The sequence below is a fragment of the Candidatus Dormiibacterota bacterium genome (assembly GCA_035532035.1).
In the GTDB taxonomy this organism is placed as follows: Bacteria; Vulcanimicrobiota; Vulcanimicrobiia; order Vulcanimicrobiales; family Vulcanimicrobiaceae; genus Tyrphobacter.
Genome location: DATKRS010000003.1, coordinates 15,853 through 35,333 on the forward strand (window position 1 = coordinate 15,853; position 19,481 = coordinate 35,333).

A 19,481-nucleotide genomic window follows, 5' to 3' on the forward strand; every position below is an offset into this window, starting at 1 on the left:
TAGAAATGTGGGGAGTAGCGTGAGTCGGAGAGTCCTCATCGTCGACGATGCCGTCGTGATGCGGATGATGATCAAGGGAATTCTCGCCAAGAGCGGCTTCGAAATCGTCGGGGAAGCGCAGAATGGCGTGGAAGCCGTTGAGAAGTACGTTCAGCTTCGCCCCGACTTGGTCACGATGGACGTCGTCATGCCCGAGATGGACGGCATTGCTGCGGTCAGGCAGATTCTTTCACACGATCCGGCGGCGCGCATCGTCATGTGCACGTCGATGGGGCAACAGGCGCTGGTCGTCGAGGCGATTCAGGCTGGTGCGAAGTCCTTCATCACGAAGCCGTTCCAGCCGCCGAAAATCGTCGAAACGCTCAACAAGGTACTTGCATGATCGCAGCCCCTACGCTCACCGAGCTGCAAAAAGACGCGCTGAAGGAAATCGGCAATATCGGCGCCGGTCACGCCGCGACGGCACTCTCGCAGCTGCTCAACACGAAGATCGCGCTCGTCGATCCACGCATCGACATCGTCAAGTTTCGCGATCTCGCCGGCCGCATGGGCCACCTGAAGGAGTCGGTAGCGGCGTTGCACATGTACGTGCGGGGCGACGCGCCGGGGCAGATCGTCGTGCTCTTCGATCGCAGCCAAGCGGTGGAGTTTGTCTCGCGCTTCATCCGGCGCGTCATCGGCGAAATCACGATCTACGATTCGATCGCCGAGTCGACGCTCAAGGAGCTGGGCAACATCGTTGCCGGATCGTACCTCTCGGCAATCGTGCACCTCACGTCGACCCGGCTCGAACCGTCGGTGCCGACGCTGTCCTATGGGAGCGTCCAGGCGACGTTCCACAGCCTCATGTCGATCTTGCCGGACCAAGACGTCTTTCTCGTCGAGAGCCTCTTCCTCGACAAGAGCGCGTCGATTGGGGGCGAGTTCGTCTTCATTCCCGACGCGGGCTCGCTCGAGCCGCTCCTCTCGGTCTTCGGCGTAGCGTAACGAGCGGAAGCGGAGAGCGGCCCGAGCGAGCCGAAATACGCCTCCGCGATGCCTGACGAGCCCTTCGACCGCGCGGAGTTCGTCGCATACTTTCGCGACGAAGCGGAGGAGCTGCTCCATCGCATCGACGCCGACGTCCTGCGGCTCGAGGAATCCTCGAAGTCCGCAAGCATGAATCCAGAGGTCGTCAACGCACTCTTTCGCGCATTGCACACGATCAAGGGCAACGCGGCGATGTTGGGCTTCGCGGACGTCGCCGATCTCGCCCACGGTCTGGAAAGCCTGTGCGATCTCTTGCGCACGGAGCAGATCCCGCTCTCCGACTCCTGCGTCGAGCTGCTCTTCACCGGCCGCGACCTGCTCACGACGCTGGTCGCGTCGTCGCTCGCGGCCGCACCTCCGCCGACGGGCCTGCGCGAGTTCCTCGACCGGCTCGGCGGCGTCGCGCACGCGCGCGACACGATGGAGACCGCGGAGTCGTTCGAAGCCGACGTTGCGCGTATGCTCGCGGGTGAATCTCCCGCCGCCCTCGCGCCGCAACTCCCCGGCCCCGGGCGCCGGCCGACGGTTCGCGTCGACATCGAGCGCCTCGATCATCTCTTGAATCTCGTTGGGGAGCTCGTCATCAATCGCACGCGGATCGGTGAGATTGCCGCATCCCTCGCCCGAGCGGGCGACGATCCTGCGTGCAAAGCGCTCGTCGAGAGCGTCGGATTGCTCGCGCGGACGAGTGGCGAGATCCAAGAGTCGCTCATGAAGGTGCGGATGGTGCCGATCGGACGGGTGTTCGAGCGCTTTCCGCGCATCGTGCGCGACATCGCACGCACGCGGGGGAAGGACGTGCGGCTGCAGATCGCCGGCGCGAGCACCGAGCTCGATAAAACGATCGTCGACGACATCGGCGAACCGCTGATGCACCTGCTGCGCAACTGCGTCGATCACGGCATCGAGTCGCCGAGCATTCGTGAGGCAACTGGCAAGCCGCGCACCGGAACGATCTCGCTCAACGCCTACCATGCTGGAAATCAGATCGTCATCGAGATGTCGGACGACGGTGCGGGGATCGATCGCGAGCGCGTTCGCAGCCGCGCCGTTGCCGCGGGCATCACTGCTCGCGACGAGCGCTTGAGCGACCAAGAGCTCGTGGACCTCATCCTGCGCCCAGGTTTCTCGACGGCAGACGCCGTCTCGGACTTGAGCGGGCGCGGCGTCGGCATGGACGTCGTGGTCAAGACGGTTGCGCGCTTGAAAGGGCTCTTTCAGGTGCGCAGCGAGCCCGGGCTCGGCACGTACTTCGAAATCAAACTGCCGCTGACGCTCGCTATCATTTCCGCGCTCCTCGTGCGCGTCGGTAAGGAGCTCTACGCGATTCCCCTCGACGCGGTTACCGAATCGCAACGCGTGGAGATCGGCGACATCCGCACCGTGCGGGGCAACGAGGTCGTCACGCTGCGCGATGAGATCGTGCCCCTGATTCGCGTAGCGGACGTCTTCGGCTTGCCGGCGCCGCGCGATCCGGAAAAGGCGATGGCCGTCATCGTGAGCATCCAGGGGCGCCACGTGGGCCTCGTGGTCGACGCCTTCGAGGGCGAGCAGGAGATCGTCATCAAGCCACTCTCCGACGTGGTCGGCCGCATCCCGGGAATCTCGGGAGCGACGATTCTCGGCAGCGGCGCGATCTCGCTGATTCTCGACGTGCATGGCCTCGTCAGCAATGCCTATGCCGGCGGGAAAATTGCGCGCACCGAGCTGACGGCTTCGGAGGCATAAGTGGGAGAGAGCGTTCAAGTGGCGACCTTCCACATCGGCACCGAAGAGTACGGCGTCGACATTTCGCAGATTCAAGAGATCATCCGGATGACCGAGATCACGCACGTTCCGCGGACGCCGGACTTCATCGAAGGGGTTATCAATCTCCGCGGTCAGTTGATCCCCATCATCGATTTACGCGCGCGATTCGGGATGGAGCGCATCGTGCCGACGAAGAGCACGCGGATTATCGTTACCGACGTCGGCACGAAGCGCGTCGGCATCGTGGTCGACAGCGCGTCGGCAGTGCTGACGATCCCAATCGAAGCGATCGAGGAAGCGCCCGAGATGGTCGCCGGAGTGGGCGCGGACTATCTTCAGGGGGTAGGAAAGATCGGTGATCGCCTCGTCATCCTGCTGGACCTGACGATGGTGATCTCCGCGCCGCAGCGCCACGATTTGGACGGTGCGTCTCTGTTGTCCTGATCCCGTCGCTTCACGGATGCCGACGTCAAATGACGAGTGCGGAGCGATTCGCCATCGCCGGGCGAGAAAAAGCGGACCTGAGGCCGCTCTGGTCGTAGACTAAGAATCGCATGCGCGTTCGCATCCTCGCCGTTCTTGGGTTTGCCGCTCTCGTCGCGGTGCTGTCTCCGCACGCTCCCGCGAACGCACCTCACCCGCGGCCCACGCACGCCGCGCATCAGACGCCGCTACCGCCGCCTGTTATCTATCACGGGCAAGCAAGCCCGCTCTGCGATGCGCTCGCGCGGCATATCAAGCCCGTCATCGGCATGATGATGGAGAACGACCGCACGATCGCTCACAGCCCCCCGTTGTTTCACCGGTACGACCAAGATCTTGCCAACGTCAACCAATCCGGGAGCGATGCAGACAGTAGTACGGCGGAGCGGGATCTCACGTTGTATCATCTCGAGCAGCTCGTTGGCCCGCTTGCAAACAACGTTCTCGCAATGCAGCGCGAGCTCGAAGACCCGAGCGTCTTTCCACCGAATCCGCAGACGGACGACCAGCGCCGGCTCGACGCATTGCGCAACGAGCTTCTGAAAGCGCTCGCGACGCAAGCCGTATCGTTGGACCTCATCAACGGTTACGTGCAGACGCAACAGCTCGCGCAGATGCAGCACGAAGGACTCTCGGGCGGGAACATCAACGCGATCACGCAGAACGATACGACGTACTCGCCCAATCCTGCAACGCCGAACCCGCTGATCGCCGGCCACGATCAGGCCGGCCTGAGCCCCAATCCGTACGAGATCGATCCGCTCTCGATTCCCGGCATCGCCGGGTCGGTCGGCAACACGCCGCTTTCGCGCTTGACGGCCGCTTTGCAGTGGGTGCGTCAGCAGACGAACGAGCGCGAGAACATCGCATCCCATTCGATTGTCGAGGCGGCGAACTCGTGCGCGCGCCGGGCTGCTACGCCGTCGCCGCACCCCAGGTAGCCCTAGCGCCCTAGCGGCGGGGGGATTGACTATCGAACGTATGTTCGATTAGCATGGTGGCCCATGGGTCTGCCGGCACGCCCTTTGCCAAGCTCGAGACTGGCCTTCGAAGAGCTGCGAGAGCGGCTGCGCTCCACAGCCATGCCGGTGCGAGGGGAGCGGCTCGCGAGCGCTCTTCCGGCCTTGGACCGGGCGCTCGGCGGTGGCTTCACCAAAGGCACGCTGACGATGCTGGAGGGGCCTGCCGGCTCAGGGCGTTGGGCGCTCGCAACCCGCCTCCTCGCCCAGGGAACGCAACGTGGCCTCGCGGCGGTGATCGATAGCGGAGCGCTTTACCCGCCCGATCTCGCCGCTGCGGGCGTTGCGCTCGAGCGCCTCGTGATCGTCTCAGCCGCTGCGCCGGTAGCTGCTGCGCGCGCCGCCGATGCGTTGCTGCGCTCGCGGGCATGCGGCGTCGTCGCTCTCGATGCGCCCACGCTGCGCTCCTCGCTCTGGGTACGCCTTGCGGGCCTCGCTCACAAGAGCGGGGCGTTGCTGCTCGTCGTCGCGATGCATGCACAGACGGAACTGGCAGCGGTCGCGGGGCTGCGTCTGCGCTGCGAACGGGCGGGCAACGAGTTTTGCTTCCACGTTCGCCACGAAAGCGTGCGGATACCATGCTCGCCGTAACGCACTCCGAGCCGACGCTGCTTTGCGTGCTGGCCGATGCTGCACAAGTGGAGCCGGCGTGGGAAACGATGCTCGATTCGCTCGATTCGGTCTCGCCACTCGTCGACGACGTTCGCCCCGGCCTCGTCTATATCGACATGCGAGGGGTGCCGGGCGACGTTCTGCGTTGGATCGAGCAGACGCGTTCGTGCCTCGCACCGTACGGCGTTCCTCTCTGCATCGGCGCGGGCGCCAACAAGTTTGCGGCCTACGCCGCGGCTCGTCTGCGCGACGGCACGATCTGCGCACCCGGCGCCGAACGCTGCTTTCTCGCACCGCTCGCCGTCGATCTGCTCGCAGTCGACGAGCGCATAGGCGAGCGTTTGCGCCTGCTCGGCGTCACGACGCTCGGCGATCTCGCACGACTGCCGCACGGAGCGTTCGTGCGGCGCTTTGGCCCGCATGCAGCGCATTGGCACGCTTGCGCCCGTGGCGAGGATCGCACCCCGTTCTTTCCTCGGGCGCATGCTGTCGCCATCGAAGCTTCGGCCTTCGGCGAAGGCCGCGTAGAAGAAGAGGCACAGCTCTTCTTTGCGTTGCGCGTCGTACTCGCGCGCGTCTGCGCAGATTTGGAACGCTGTGGGAAGCGTGCCGGTGCACTCGATCTCGATCTGGAGCTCGAAGACGGCACCGACCGGCGCATCGACGTACCGGTTGCCTCGCCCAGCTCCGACGAAAAGACGCTCGGCGACATCCTGCGCGCGAAGCTCACCGGCAGCGCGTTCTCGTGTGCGATCGTCGGATTGCGTCTGCGCGCGGTTCGCTTGGAAGAGGCCGGAGAGGCGTTACCGATCTTCCCCGCCGACGATGTCGATCCGCGCGCCGTCGCGGTGACGATCGCGCGGCTGGAGGTGATTACCGGCGAACCGCCGCGGCGCGCGCGCATCCGCGCGGCACACGCGCTCGAGCGCCGTTTCTCGTACGAGCCGTTTGCGCTGCGTCGTCCCGAGCCCCTCGACCGCGCTTCGCGCGCTCGGGATAAACTCTGCGAGCACGTGATGCGAGCGAAGTCGAAAGAGCGACGTGACGAAACGTTGCTGTCGCAGCTTCGGCTGCTCGCCGTCCGCGAGATTGCCGTCCGCGTGGAGAAGGGCGTTCTCGCCTACGTCGGGCCGCACCGCGTGCTCTCGTGCGGTGGTCCGTGGCGAATAGAAGAGGGCTGGTTCGCGAACGATCCGGTCTCGCGCGACGAATACGACGTTCTGCTCGACGACATGTCGCTCGTGCGCGTCTACCGGCAGGGAGCGCACTGGTATCTTCGCGGCGCCTACGATTAACGCCATCCTCGAGCGCGTCGAAGGATGTATGCCGAACTCCACGTTTCCTCGAACTTCACGTTTCTCGCGGGAGCCTCGCATCCCGAAGAGTTGATCGAGCGCGCCGCCGAGCTCGGTTTGGCGGGGATCGCGCTCACCGATCGCGACGGGCTCTACGGTGCGGTACGCTTTGCCGTGCACGCACGATCCTGTGGCATCGACGCCATCATCGGCAGCGAGCTGACCTTCGAGGAGGGCGGACGCATCGTATTGCTCGTCGAGGACGATATGGGATACGCGAATCTTTGCGAGCTGATCTCGCGTGCGCAGCTCCGCGGCAGCAAAGGCGACGCGCGCTTACGCATCGAGGATCTGGAAGGGAGGAGCGGCGGGCTCGTCGCGCTCGTCGGAGGCGAGCACGCAACGCGCAAGCGCGTACTCGTGCTGCGCGACCGATTCCCGGCAGCGCTCTATCTCGAGCTGCAACGCCACTTCACGCAAGAGGAGGAGCGCCGCACTGCCCGGCTGTTTGCGCTGGCGCGCGCGCTGCACCTTCCCGTCGTTGCGACGAACGGCGTTGCGTACGCGCGCAAAGACGACGCGCTGCTCGCCGATGTGCTCGCATGCATCAGGGAAACGACGACGCTGGAGCAGGCGCGTGCAGAGAACCGCCTGCGTCCGAATGCCGAATATCACCTCAAATCGGCGCGCGCGATGCGTCGTCTCTTCGCCGATTGCCCGCAGGCCGTCGACGCGACCATCGAAATCGCGCATCGCTGTGCGTTCCGTCTGGGGCGTATCGTGGGGCAGTTCCCGCTTTTTCCCGTTGCGCAAGGCACGACGCCGCACGCGTATCTGCGCGAACTCGTCGCACGCGGGGCGGCGGAACGCTACGGTATGCCGCTGCGCTCGGAGGTGGAGCGCCAATTGGAATACGAGCTCGGCATCATCGCAAAGATGGATCTCGCCGGCTATTTCCTCATCGTCTGGGATATCGTGCGCGCCGCGCACGAGCTCGGCGTGCTCTGCCAAGGTCGAGGATCCGCTGCGAACTCCGCAGTCTGCTACGTGCTCGGCATCACCGCCGTGGATCCGATTGGAATGAAGTTGCTCTTCGAGCGCTTCATGTCCGAAGAGCGGCACGAGATTCCCGACATCGACATCGACTTCGCGCATCAGGATCGCGAGCGCGTCATCCAGTACGTGTACGAGCGTTACGGCCGGACGAATGCCGCGATGACGGCGGAGGTCATCACCTACGGCGGTCGCTCCGCCCTCCGCGATGTCGCCAAGGCGTTCGGTGTCACGCTTCAGGACGTTGAGGCCCTCGCTCGCGACTATGCGTCGGGAGAGGCACTGCCCGAACCGCTTGCGAGCTTCTGTACGAGGATGCGTGCGTTTCCGCGCCACATGGGCATTCACTCCGGCGGCATGGTGATCACGCGCGATCCGCTCGTGCGCGTTGCGCCGGTGGAGTGGGCGACGATGCGCGATCGCACGATCGTGCAATTGGACAAGGACGATCTGCAAGAGCTCGGCCTCATCAAGATCGACTTGCTCGGCTTGGGCATGCTCTCGTTATTACGCGAAGCCTTCGCACTGCATAACCGATACGCTCGAGAAGGTCGCGAGGGAGAGGAGCGTGCGTCGGCATCGGAGACGCTCGCCGCTCGTCATCCAAGACTCGCTCCTGCTGCGCAGCCTCCTCTTGCGCTGCATACGATTCCCCCCGACGATCCCGAGACGTACGCAATGATTCAGCGGGCCGATACGATCGGCGTCTTCCAGATCGAATCGCGCGCGCAACAGTCGATGCTCCCGCGCATGAAGCCGGCCTGCTTCTACGACCTCGTGATGCAGGTTGCGATCATTCGTCCGGGGCCGATTCAAGGGCAGATGATCCATCCATTTCTGCGCCGGCGCTCGGGGCTGGAGCCGGTGACGTATCCTCATCCCAAGCTCAAAGCGGTGCTCGAGCGCACGCTCGGCGTGCCGCTCTTTCAAGAACAAGGCATGCGCATGGCGATCGAAGCCGCCGGCTTCACGCCGGGCGAAGCCGACGTGCTTCGGCGCGCGATGGGGCACAAGCGCTCGCGCGAGCGCATGGGCGCAATTCGGGACCGTTTGGTGAACGGCATGACCGCAAACGGTATCGACCTCGCAGCCGCCGAGCAGCTCTTTCACATGCTTGAGGGTTTTGCGGATTACGGATTTCCGGAATCGCATGCGGCGAGCTTCGCGTTGCTCGCCTACGCGTCGGCATATGTAAAATGCCATTTCCCCGCGATCTTTGCGGCGGCGATTCTCAATGTGCAGCCGATGGGATTCTATTCAACGGAAGTGCTCGTCAACGACGCCAAGCGTCATGGCGTCGCCGTCAAGCCGGTGGAAGTAAACGCAAGCGAGTACTGGTCGCACGTCGAGAGAGACGGCGCGTTGCGTCTGGGATTCCATCTCGTGCGCGGGCTCGGCGAAGCGCAGCGCGCGCGGCTCGAGGCGGCGCTGCGCGGCGGCGGCTTTTGCGATCTCGTCGATTTCACGCGCCGGACGCAACTCGAAAAGGAGGCGATCGAGAACCTCGCCGTCGCCGGAGCGTTCGCACCGTGGTTTGCGTCGCGGCGCGAAGCGATGTGGGCGCTGCGCGCGCTCGACGAGCGCGAGGCACGCGGTGCGCTCGGCAAGCTCATGGACGTCGAGGAACCGCAGGTCGCTTTTGCCGCACTCGACTCGAAGCAGAGCGCAGCCTTCGATCTGTGGTCGACCGGCGTCACGCCCAAGGGCCAAGCCGTCGAACACTTTCGCGCGCAGCTCGAGCGGCTGCGCGTCATCCCGGCGGCACGCCTTTCGGAGATGCCGCGCAATCTGCTATGCCGCGTCGGCGGCCTCGTCATTACGCGCCAACGCCCTGGAACGGCGAAGGGATTCGTTTTTCTCACGCTCGAGGACGAGACTGGGCTGGTCAACGTCATCGTGCGCCCCGACGTGTACGAGCGCTATCGTCGCGAAATTCACACCTCACCCATGCTCGTCGTCGAAGGGAAACTTCAGAGGGAGGGCGGCTGCATCGACCTGCTTGCGCGCACGGTCCGCAGCTTCGACAGCGAGGGCGTCGTCGACGGCGTGCAGGCCCATGACTTCAGGTAGGGAAGCCTAACTTCCCGATGCTGCAGCTAGCCGACGCGTTTGCGCGGCCGATCGAGTACTTGCGAATCTCCGTCACGGACAAGTGCAATCTGCGCTGCGTCTACTGCATGCCCGAAGGCGGGCTTCCGTGGCTGCGGCGCGACGAAATTCTCTCGTACGAGGAGATCGCGCAGATCGTCGAAGCCGCCGCCTCGGTGGGCGTTCGCAGCATCCGGTTGACCGGCGGAGAGCCGCTCCTGCGCCGTTATCTGGAGCGCCTCGTCGCGATGCTCGCACGCATTCCGGGCATCGACGATCTCGCGCTCTCTACCAACGGCTTGCTGCTTGAAGAGCAACTCGACGGTCTCGCCGCTGCCGGCCTGCGACGGGTCAACGTCTCGCTCGATACCCTTCGTCCGGACCGTTTCGAAAGCATCGCGCGGCGCCCCGGTCTCGACCGGGTTCTTGCGTCGATCGAGGCGGCAATCGCGCGGGGCCTCGAGCCCGTGAAAATCAACTGCGTCGTAATGCGCGGCCGCAACGACGACGAGGTAGCGGATTTCGCCGAGCTCTCGCGCCGGCTGCCCGTTGCCGTACGATTCATCGAGGCGATGCCCGTGCTGGAGTACGCGCAAGCGCAACGCGAGGAGTACGTCTGCGCCGACGAGATCCTCGCGCACATACGACGAATCGCCGATCTGGAGCCGGTCGACGGCCCTCGGGGTAACGGTCCCGCGCGTTACTTCGCATTTCCCGGCGCGCCGGGGACGATCGGCGTCATCACGCCGCTCTCGCACGACTATTGCGATCGCTGCAACCGTATTCGCTTGACCGCGGACGGCCGTCTACGGCTCTGTCTCTTCGGAAATCACCACGTCGATCTTCGCACGCAGCTACGCGCCGGTGCGACGCGCGACGAGCTCGCTGCCACGCTCGCGCGCTCGATGGCGATCAAACCCGAGCGCCACCATCTACGCCTCGGCGAGCCGGCGTCGCGAATGCGCGCGCTCTCCGAAATCGGAGGTTAGTCCGACAGGTTCCTAGAGACCGCTACGGCAGGGTGCGGCGGTCGTACAGCCAGCGCAGGAACGGCGTGAGGTACGTCCCGGACGGCAAGACGTAGTCTGTTCCCGGCAGGAGGTACTCTTCGGGAACCGGCGAGCCTTCGGGAAGATCGAGCACGTCGCGGTTGGCCGGATAACAGAGCGGCCAGGGAATGTATCCGGTCTCCGAGCCACCCCTGCTGAAGACCACGTCGTACCGCGCGTAATGACAGCGAATCCCGTTGCCGCCCTGCCAGTCACGCACGGAGGTAATCACCCCTTCGGCCGTTTCGTCGACGTGACGCTGCATGCCGTTGACGTTGAAATAGACGCGCCGGTATGCGGACGCTGGTCGCGGTGGAATCGTCGCGACGCTAAGCGGATTGTTGTTCGATTGCAGCTGCGCGACTTCGCGTGCGAACAACCGTTGATCGCGTTGCAGTTGCGAAGCGAATCCTTGCGGACGCGGTTGCGGCCGCACGCGCCGCGGAGCGGCCGAAGGCCGCGGCGGCGGTAACGGGGACGCCGACGGGACGACGTACGTCATCTCGCGATGGACGGGAGGGGCGGCTGCGACGACCTGGCGCTGCAGTTGTCGTTGCTCTTGTCGTTGTTGCCGCTGGGGTTGCTGGGCGCGACGGGGGGTTACTTGGCGTTCGGAGCGCGCCGTCGGCTGCGCCCGCTGCGGGACGGGCCGGTGGGAGATCGTCGTCGAGGACGAGAGGACGATGATCGGCTCTTGCTTGGCCGGTGGACGCAGCCACGGGACCCGGCCGGCGATCATGCCGTAGAGCAGGAACCCGAACGTATGCATGAGGAGCGAGAGCGCAAGCCCGAAAATCAGGAGGCGCTGACCGCGCCGGTACAGGGTGGGGTTGGATATCACCGGGAAGAACCCCATGGCGGGGCAAGAAAAAGAGACCCGAGCATCGAGGGAGTTAGTAGTTGGCGAAACCGAGTCAAGAACATTTGCGCACCCTGCTCTGGATCGGGGTCGCGGGGGTGACGGCCGTCGCGGCCTTCGCCGTCGTGCGCTTTGCGTTGCAACGGCGTCCGCAGCCCGACGAGACCAGCCGGCGCATTCAGCAGTTGATCGACGAGGCGAACCAGCTTCTCAAGACCCTTGACGAACAGCGAAGTAGCGCGTAAAAGCGCCGCGGCACTCGCCCCCGGAACCGAGCTCGATCTCGTCTTCACCGACCTCCTAGCCAACGGGCAGGCCGTTGCGCGTGCCGAGGGGCTCGTGGTGTTCTGCTTCGGACCGCTGCCGGGCGAGCGCGCACGCGTGCGCATTACGTCGCGCAAAGCGACGTACGCCGTAGCCGATCTCGAATCTCTCATCCACATCGTACCGGAGCGCGCGAAGCCGTTCTGCCCCGTCTTCGGAACTTGCGGCGGCTGCCAGGTGCAACACCTTTCATACGATTCTCAGCTTCGCTGGAAGCGCGATATGGTACGTGCCGCGCTGCAGCGTATCGGCGGCATCGCGGATGCCGCCGTCGACGAAACGGTCTCCGCCGGGAATCCGCGCGCGTATCGTAACAAGGTCGCGCTCGTCGTCGAGCGCGGCGCATCCGGACCCCGGGTCGGGTTCTATCGCGCGCGCTCGCACGACCTCGTGCCGGTCGAAGGCTGCCCGGTCGTCACGCCGCAGCTGGACGATCTCATCGGGATCTTCGCGCGAGCGCGCAGCGAGGCTCCTGCTGCGGTCGCGCTCGAAAAGGCGCGCCACGTGGTCGCGCGCCACGCGCACCGTGGCGAAGCCGTGGTCTCGGTAACGACCGCGCAGCCCGACGAAGCGCTCGAAACGGTGGCGCCCGCGTTGCTGGCAGAGCTGCCCGGCGTGGTCGGCATCGTCAACTCCTTTGATCCGCGTAGCGCCAACGCCGTCGTCGGGCGAAATGATCGCGTCCTGGCAGGGCGTGCCGAGATCGAAGAGCAGATCGGCGGCATTCGCTATCGCGTCTCACCCGCTTCGTTCTTTCAGATCAACGTCGAGGTCGTCGCGCGCATCTTCGACGCGCTGCATGAACACCTCGGCAGCGCGGACGAGGTCGTCGACCTGTACTGCGGCATGGGCACGTTCTCGCTGTTCTTCGCAAAGAACGGTGCGCGCGTCCTCGGCGTGGAGGAGAGCCGCCGAGCGGTGGGCGAGGCGGGCGCGAACGCGCGCCTGAATGACCTGGAAGAGCGTGTGCGCTTCCGCATCGGGCTCGTCGAGCATTGGGTCCGCTCGCCGGAAGGAGCGAAGGCGCTCGCGTCGGCCGGCGCCGTCTTTCTCGACCCGCCGCGCAAAGGTAGCGACGACGTCACGCTGCGCGCAATTGCGGCCTCCAGAGTAAAATACATCGGATACCTCTCGTGCGATCCGGCGACGCTCGCCCGGGATTTGAAGCAGCTCGTATCCAACGGATACGCCCTGCGTCGCATCCAGCCGTTCGACATGTTCCCGCAAACGGGCCACGTCGAAGTCCTCGTCGTCTTGGAAAGGCAGTAATGGCGGAGCGCATCGACGTTCGGTACGTTGCAAAGCTTGCGCGTATAGAGCTCAGCGAGGAAGAAGTCGTGCGCTTTGGCGCGCAGCTTGGCGCGTTGCTCGAACACGTGAAGGCACTCGGCGAGCTCGACGTCGGCTCGGTCCCCGCCACGGCGCAAGTCGTCGAGTCGCGCAACGTGGCGCGCGAAGACGAGCCAAGGCCTTCGCTCGATCGCGAGATCGTGCTCGGTGAAGCGCCGCATCGTCAGGGTGCGTTCGTACGCGTTCCGAAGATTCTGGTCGAATGAGCGAGCTCGTCGAGCGCGGTGCAGCCGAGATTGCCCGCGACGTCAATGCAAAACGGGTCTCCGCGCGAGAGGTCACGGAAGCCGCGCTCGCACGAGCCGACGGCGTCGACGAGTGGGTTGGCGCGTATCTGCGCGTGCTCTACGACGTTGCGCGGGAGACCGCGACGCGCGTGGACGCACGCGTCGCGCGTGGTGAACGGCTGCCGCTCGCCGGCGTACCGCTCGCGGTCAAGGATAACATGTGTCTGAGCGGCACGCGCACGACGTGTGCGAGCAGGATGTTGGAGCGCTGGACTGCGCCGTATACCGCGACGGCGGTGCAGCGCATGCTCGACGCCGGCTGCGTTCCCATCGGCAAGACCAATCTCGACGAATTCGCGATGGGCAGCTCGTGCGAGAACTCCGCCCTGGGCGTTACGCGCAATCCTTACGACCCGGCACGCGTGCCGGGCGGCTCGAGCGGCGGTTCGGCGGCCGCAGTGGCGGCGCGCGAGGCGGCGATCGGCATGGGAAGCGATACGGGCGGCTCCATTCGTGAGCCGGCGGCCTTTTGCAATCTCGTCGGCCTGAAACCGACGTACGGCCGCGTCTCGCGCTACGGCTTGATTGCGTTCGCTTCGAGCCTCGATCAAATCGGTCCGCTGGCGCGCAGCGTCGAAGACGCAGCGCTCGCGTACGACGCGATGGCCGGGCACGACCCGATGGATGCCACGTCGATCGCCGGTGCGGTCGATCCCACCGCGACGGCGCTGCGCGACGACTTGCGCGGCCTACGGATCGGAATCGTGCGGGAGTTTCCGCTCGATCCGCTCGGCGCGGAGATGAAGAGCGTGTACGAGCGTGCCTACGCCGACCTCGAGGCGCTCGGCGCGTCGCTCGTCGAGGTCGCACTACCGACGGTCGATTACGGCGTCGCGACGTACTATCTCATCGCACCGGCGGAATGCTCTGCCAACCTTGCGCGCTTCGACGGCGTGCGCTACGGGCTGAACGTCGAAGCCGGCGACGTTGGAACGATGTACGAGCGGACGCGCGCCGCAGGTTTCGGCCCCGAGGTGAAGCGGCGCATTCTCATCGGCACCCATGCGCTCTCGAGCGGCTACTACGACGCCTACTACGTCCGCGCGCAGAAAGCGCGCACGCTCGTCGCACGAGACTTCGCGCAGGCCTTTGCCTCATGCGACCTCATCGCGTCGCCGGCAACGAGCTGCCCCGCGTTCGCGTTGGGCGCGAAGAGCGATCCGTACAGTATGTACCTGATGGACTACTATACGATCCCGATGTCGCTTGCCGGAATCCCGGCGCTCTCCGTTCCGTGCGGCTGGGTGCACGAGGGAGGGCGCGCACTGCCGGCCGGCTTGCAGCTTGCCGGGCCGCACTTCGCCGAGGCGCTGCTTTTCGGGGCGGCGCACGCGTACGAACGCGCGACGAAGCATGCTCGCAGGCACGCGCCGGCAGTCGCGATCCCGAAGGCCGCTGAATCGTGAGCGCGTACGAAGCCGTTATCGGCATCGAGTGTCATGTCGAGCTGAAGACGCGCACGAAGATGTTCTGCGGGTGCGCCAATGCATTCGGCGCGCAGCCGAACACTCTGGTCTGCCCGGTATGCCTCGCGCTGCCGGGAGCGCTGCCCGTTCCAAACCGCGTCGCGATCGAGCAGACGCTTCTCGCCGGCGTCGCGTTCGGCTCGGATATCCCGGCGTTCTCGAAGTTCGACCGAAAGAATTACTTCTATCCGGACATGCCGAAGAACTACCAGATATCGCAGTACGACATGCCGCTCGTCGTCGGCGGTGAGGTGCGGTATTGGCTGGAAGACGGCACGGCGGGTGCCTGTCCGCTCGTGCGGATTCATCTCGAGGAAGATACGGGAAAATCCACCCACGCCGGTTCCGGCGACGGGCGCATAGCCGGAAGCGCGTACTCGCTCGTCGACTTCAACCGTGCGGGCGTGCCGCTGATGGAGTGCGTCTCCGCACCCGAGCTGCACAGCGCGACCGAAGCCGTTGCGTATCTCGGTTCCCTGCGGCGTACGCTCCTCGAGCTCGGCGTGAGCGACGTAAAGATGGAGGAAGGCTCGCTTCGCTGCGATGCCAATGTCTCGGTACGCCTCGTCGGCGCACGCGAGCTGGGCACGAAGGTCGAAATCAAGAACATGAACTCATTTCGCTCCGTGCAGCGGGCGATCGAGAGCGAGATCGCCCGTCAGGTCACGCTGGTGGAGAGCGGTGAGCGCGTCGTACAGGAGACGCGCGGCTGGGACGAGATTCGCGGCGTCACGCATCCGATGCGCAGCAAGGAGCAGGCGCACGACTATCGCTACTTCCCGGATCCCGACCTCGTGCCGCTGGAAATCTCTGCAGCCGACGTCGAGCGCATGCGTGGAGAGCTTCCGGAGCTGCCCTGGCAACGCTTCGAGCGCTACACGGGCAAGTACGATCTCGGCGCGAAGCCGGCGACGCAGCTCATCGACAATCCGTCGCTCGCACGGTACTTCGATCGCGTCGTCGAGCTCAGCCGCAACCCGCAGCAGAGCACGAACTTCGTCTTGGGAGAGCTTTCTCGACTCGCGAACGAGACCGGAACTCCGGTTGCCGACTCGCCGATCGCGCCGGAGGCACTCTGTGAGGTGATCGCGCTGGTGGAGGGAAAGACGATCAACTCGAAGATCGCAAAAGAGCTCATCGAGCGGATGTGGGCTGGAGAAGTCTCCCCGAAGGCCATCGTGGAGCGCGAAGGACTCGCGCAGACGAGCGACCCCGCAGCAGTCGACGCGATCGTGGAAGAGGTGCTTGGGAAGCATGTCGACGTGGTTGCCGATTATCGCAGCGGAAAGACGAGCGTCGCTGGATATCTCGTCGGTCAAGTGATGAAGGCGTCGCGGGGGAAGGCCGATCCAGCGCTCGTCGCCGAACTCGTGAAGAAGCGCCTCGGCGCTTCGTAAGCCGATGCCGTTTGCCGACGAGCGGACGCTCGAGGCGCTGGAGTTCTCCGCCGTGCGCGAACGCGTCGTCTCTGCAACGCGCACGGAACGCGGGCGACGCTACGCGGAGTCGCTGCTTCCGGACGACGCGTTCGAACGCGTGCGCGCCGAGCAAGCACGAACAGCGGCCGCGCGCGAGCTCGTCGCTGCGGCAGATCTGCACGCGTTGCCTGCGGTCGAGACGCACCCGCTGACCGTGGCGGCCGAGCAAGGCCGGGTGCTCGCGCCGCGAGAGCTGCGTTTGGTAGGCGAGGCTGTCGCGGCAGCGGCTGCCGCGTATCGCGCGGTGCGCGACGACGCGACGCTGCGGGAGATCGGCGGTGCGTATGCGTCGCTCGAGCCGTTACGCAGGACGCTCGCGAATGCAATTGACGAACGCGACGTCATCCTCGATCGAGCGTCGCCGGCGCTGGGGCGCATTCGCCGCAGCGTGAAGCAGGCGCAGGAAGAGGGCCGCGAACGCGTCGCCGCGATCTTGCGCGCCCCGAAGTATGCCAACGTGATTCAGGATGCGGTCGTGACGATTCGCGACGGCCGGTTCGTCGTGCCGATCAAAGCGGCGTTCGCGCATGGGTTTCCCGGCATCGTGCACGATACGAGCGCGAGCGGGCAGACGCTATTCGTAGAGCCGCTCGCAGCGCTCGAAGCGAACAATCGCTTGCGCACGCTGCGACTCGAGGAGGAGCACGAAATCGAACGGATCCTCGGGGAGCTCTCGCGCGGCGTCGGTGAAAACGCAGCCCAGATCGAAGACAACGTCGAGATGCTCGCCGCCATCGACCTCTTGGTCGCAAAGGCACGCCTTGCGATCGCACTCGATGCGGTCGCGCCGGTGCTCGACGAGGAACCGTTGCTCGAAATCGCGCGCGGTCGCCACCCCCTGCTCGGCGAACGTGCGGTGCCGCAATCGCTCACGCTGAACGACGCGACGCGGCTGCTCGTCATCAGCGGTCCGAACATGGGCGGCAAGACGGTCACGCTGAAGATGGTCGGGCTGTTCTTGGCGATGGCCTACGCAGGGATGCAGGTTCCGGCAGCAGAGGGAAGCCGCATCGGGCGGTTCACGCACCTGATCGCGGACGTCGGAGACGAGCAGTCCATCGTCGAGAACGCCTCGACGTTCTCCGCGCATCTCGATAGAATGCGCGAGATCCTCGCCACCGCGAGCGAAACCACCGTCTTCCTCGTCGACGAGATCGGTGCGGGCACCGAGCCTTCCGCCGGCGCAGCGCTCGCGGCAGCGATGCTCGAGCACCTGCTCGTCGCACGGGCGCGCGGGGTCGTCAGTACGCACGCGACCGAGCTCAAGCTCTTTGCACACGCCGCGGAGGGCGCGGCGAACGCGAGCGTGCGCTTCGATCCGCGCACGTTTTCCGCGACCTTCGAACTGGACGTCGGCTCGCCAGGCCAGTCTTTTGCGTTCGCACTAGCGCGCTCGCGTGGCATCGCAGAAGAGGTGGTGAGGCGCGCAGAGAGCCTCTTGGCATTGGAAGAACGCGAGTACGAGCGCGCGCTCGCGGAGCTTTCCGCGCGTAACGCAGAGCTGCAGCGCGAGCGCGTGACGCTAGCGGACGAGCGCCGCGCGAGCGCTGCCGAACGCGAGCGGCTCGAGCGCCGTATTGCCGAACTACGGGTGGAGCAGGAACGATTCGCAGCTCGCGCGGAGGAACGGTTGCAGCAGGCACTGCGCGAGTTCATGACCGATTTGCAACGCCGCTCGCCCGAGAACGCCAAGCGCTCGCGTCTGACGCCCTCGCAGAGTGCCGCGCTTTCGCGTACGCTCGAGCAGATGCATCGCGACTTGGGCATGCGGGAGGTCCAAGATGATGCGGTACCGCGCGAACGCGTCGCTTTTCCCCTCAGCGGCATGGAGCAATACCGGCCAGCCGGCGCAAGCGCGCGTTTCGATGCCGCAGCGTCCGCGCGCTCGGAGCTGGACGTGCGCGGGAAGCGGTACGCGGACGCCGAGCCGCTCGTCGATCGCTGGATCGACGAAGCGCTCCTCGCGGGCAGCTCGCCGCTGCGCCTTATCCACGGGAAAGGGACGGGCATGCTCGGCCGGGGCTTGCAAGAGTTCCTACGCGCGCACCCCGCCGTCGCGAGCGTGCGGTACGGTAACGAGGAGGAGGGCTCGCACGGCGTGACAATCATCGACCTGAACGATCGATGAACCGACCTCAGCACTTCGCCGACGCAGAGTATCTGCTCGATGGCTTCGCGCACGTCGAAACCAGCGACGAGTTTCGCGCACGCCTTCGCCTCGGGCGGCCGCTCAACGTCAAGCTCGGAATAGACCCCACGAGCCCGGATCTTCACCTCGGCTTCATGGTCGTGCTGCACGCCCTTCAGCGCTTCGCCGAGAGCGGTCACGCGGTGACGCTCATCATCGGCGACTTCACGGCGCGTATCGGCGATCCCAGCGGAAAGAAAGTCACGCGTCCGCAGCTGACCGGCGACGAGATCGAAGCGAACATGCAGACCTACCGGCAGCAGGCGTCCAGCGTGCTCGACTTGGAGCGCATTACGATTCGGTACAACTCGGAGTGGCTCGGTGCGCTTTCGGTCGAAGAGCTCGTGACGCTCGCCGGAAAGACCACGGTCGCGCAGATGCTCGAGCGCAACGACTTTCGCGATCGCTACGAGAGCGGCGATCCGATCTCGCTGCACGAGCTGCTCTACCCGGTCGCGATGGCGTACGATTCGATCGTCGTCAAGGCGGACGTCGAGCTCGGCGGCGTGGATCAACTGTTCAACCTGCTCATGGGCCGTCACTACCAGCGTGAGCTCGGCCAGCCGCCGCAGATCTGCGCAATGGTGCCGTTGCTCGTGGGGCTCGACGGCGTGCAGAAGATGAGCAAGTCGCTGGGCAACTACGTCGGCGTCACCGAGCCGGCGCAGACGCAGTTCGGGAAGCTCATGTCGTTACCGGACGCATTGATCCCGACGTACGCACGATATGCGGCATTCCGTTCGGAGGCCGACGTGCAGCAGCTGCAAGCCGATCTTCAGAACGACCGGCTCAGCCCGATGGAGGCGAAGAAGCGAATCACGCAGGAGATCGTCGCGCGGTATCACGGGATCGAGGCCGCGAAGGCCGCGGGCGAGTACTTCGAGCGGACGGTACAGCGCAAAGAGTTCCCGGACGATGCGCCCGAAAGCATCGTCGACACGAGTACGCCGCTCATCAGCAGCGTGCTGGTTGCTTCGGGGCTCGCGGCCAGCAAACGCGAGGCAGAGCGCCTCATCAAAGGTGGCGGCGTTCGCATCGATGGCGCCGTGATACGAGATCCCAACGCAGAGTGGCAATGGTGGGCCGAGCCGGTGCGGGTGTCGATTGGAGCGCGGAGGTTTGCGCGGGTAAACGCGCGCCTGTCGCCCTAAC

Annotated in this window: 17 protein-coding genes; 16 read left to right on the top strand and 1 reads right to left on the bottom strand. The window is 65.4% G+C overall.

Going from position 1 to position 19,481, the window contains the following annotated elements:
* Positions 1-19 precede the first annotated feature (19 nt).
* From VMV82_00245 to moaA, 9 genes are all read left to right on the top strand, one after another.
* Positions 20-382 carry a response regulator gene (locus VMV82_00245; protein ID HUY39987.1) on the top strand — a complete coding sequence of 121 codons (363 nt, stop codon included), beginning with the start codon at positions 20-22 and terminating at the stop codon, positions 380-382.
* Positions 379-987, top strand: coding sequence for a chemotaxis protein CheC (locus VMV82_00250; GenBank protein ID HUY39988.1), 609 nt, complete (start codon positions 379-381; stop codon positions 985-987). The genes VMV82_00245 and VMV82_00250 overlap by 4 nt, the downstream gene beginning before the upstream one ends.
* Before the next feature lie 48 nt (positions 988-1,035).
* Positions 1,036-2,757, top strand: coding sequence for a chemotaxis protein CheA (locus VMV82_00255; GenBank protein ID HUY39989.1), 1,722 nt, complete (start codon positions 1,036-1,038; stop codon positions 2,755-2,757).
* Positions 2,758-3,222 (top strand): chemotaxis protein CheW, encoded by a 465-nt coding sequence (locus tag VMV82_00260; GenBank protein HUY39990.1) that lies wholly within the window; start codon positions 2,758-2,760, stop codon positions 3,220-3,222.
* Positions 3,223-3,332: 110 nt separating this feature from the next.
* A complete protein-coding gene (locus VMV82_00265; GenBank protein ID HUY39991.1) occupies positions 3,333-4,202 on the top strand; it encodes a hypothetical protein in 870 nt (289 codons plus the stop codon).
* Positions 4,203-4,286: 84 nt separating this feature from the next.
* Positions 4,287-4,871: a hypothetical protein gene (locus VMV82_00270; protein HUY39992.1), complete on the top strand. Its 585-nt coding sequence runs from the start codon at positions 4,287-4,289 to the stop codon at positions 4,869-4,871.
* The gene (locus VMV82_00275; GenBank protein HUY39993.1) at positions 4,859-6,187 is read left to right on the top strand and encodes a hypothetical protein; all 1,329 of its coding nucleotides are present in this window, start codon (positions 4,859-4,861) and stop codon (positions 6,185-6,187) included. The genes VMV82_00270 and VMV82_00275 overlap by 13 nt, the downstream gene beginning before the upstream one ends.
* A gap of 24 nt (positions 6,188-6,211) precedes the next feature.
* On the top strand, positions 6,212-9,310 hold the full coding sequence (locus VMV82_00280) for an error-prone DNA polymerase (GenBank protein ID HUY39994.1): 3,099 nt from the start codon (positions 6,212-6,214) through the stop codon (positions 9,308-9,310).
* A gap of 17 nt (positions 9,311-9,327) precedes the next feature.
* Positions 9,328-10,317: a GTP 3',8-cyclase MoaA gene (gene moaA, locus VMV82_00285; GenBank protein HUY39995.1), complete on the top strand. Its 990-nt coding sequence runs from the start codon at positions 9,328-9,330 to the stop codon at positions 10,315-10,317.
* A gap of 22 nt (positions 10,318-10,339) precedes the next feature.
* Here moaA and VMV82_00290 read toward each other — a convergent pair whose 3' ends face one another.
* Complete coding sequence (locus VMV82_00290; GenBank protein HUY39996.1) at positions 10,340-11,218, bottom strand: hypothetical protein; 879 nt, start codon at positions 11,216-11,218, stop codon at positions 10,340-10,342.
* An 83-nt stretch (positions 11,219-11,301) separates the two neighbouring features.
* Between VMV82_00290 and VMV82_00295 the strand changes: the two genes are divergently transcribed.
* Genes VMV82_00295 through tyrS form a run of 7 tightly spaced genes read left to right on the top strand, consistent with a single transcriptional unit; the run spans position 11,302 to position 19,480 of the window.
* Positions 11,302-11,481, top strand: a complete 180-nt coding sequence (locus VMV82_00295) for a hypothetical protein (GenBank protein HUY39997.1) — start codon at positions 11,302-11,304, stop codon at positions 11,479-11,481.
* Positions 11,456-12,829 (top strand): 23S rRNA (uracil(1939)-C(5))-methyltransferase RlmD, encoded by a 1,374-nt coding sequence (gene rlmD, locus VMV82_00300; protein ID HUY39998.1) that lies wholly within the window; start codon positions 11,456-11,458, stop codon positions 12,827-12,829. The genes VMV82_00295 and rlmD overlap by 26 nt, the downstream gene beginning before the upstream one ends.
* A complete protein-coding gene (gene gatC / locus VMV82_00305) occupies positions 12,829-13,116 on the top strand; it encodes an Asp-tRNA(Asn)/Glu-tRNA(Gln) amidotransferase subunit GatC (GenBank protein ID HUY39999.1) in 288 nt (95 codons plus the stop codon). The genes rlmD and gatC overlap by 1 nt, the downstream gene beginning before the upstream one ends.
* Complete coding sequence (gatA, locus tag VMV82_00310) at positions 13,113-14,603, top strand: Asp-tRNA(Asn)/Glu-tRNA(Gln) amidotransferase subunit GatA (GenBank protein ID HUY40000.1); 1,491 nt, start codon at positions 13,113-13,115, stop codon at positions 14,601-14,603. Before gatC ends, gatA begins: the two co-directional genes overlap by 4 nt.
* Positions 14,600-16,060: an Asp-tRNA(Asn)/Glu-tRNA(Gln) amidotransferase subunit GatB gene (gene gatB, locus VMV82_00315; protein HUY40001.1), complete on the top strand. Its 1,461-nt coding sequence runs from the start codon at positions 14,600-14,602 to the stop codon at positions 16,058-16,060. Before gatA ends, gatB begins: the two co-directional genes overlap by 4 nt.
* 4 nt (positions 16,061-16,064) lie before the next feature.
* A complete protein-coding gene (locus VMV82_00320) occupies positions 16,065-18,269 on the top strand; it encodes a Smr/MutS family protein (GenBank protein HUY40002.1) in 2,205 nt (734 codons plus the stop codon).
* The gene (gene tyrS, locus VMV82_00325) at positions 18,266-19,480 is read left to right on the top strand and encodes a tyrosine--tRNA ligase (GenBank protein ID HUY40003.1); all 1,215 of its coding nucleotides are present in this window, start codon (positions 18,266-18,268) and stop codon (positions 19,478-19,480) included. Before VMV82_00320 ends, tyrS begins: the two co-directional genes overlap by 4 nt.
* Position 19,481 lies beyond the last annotated feature (1 nt).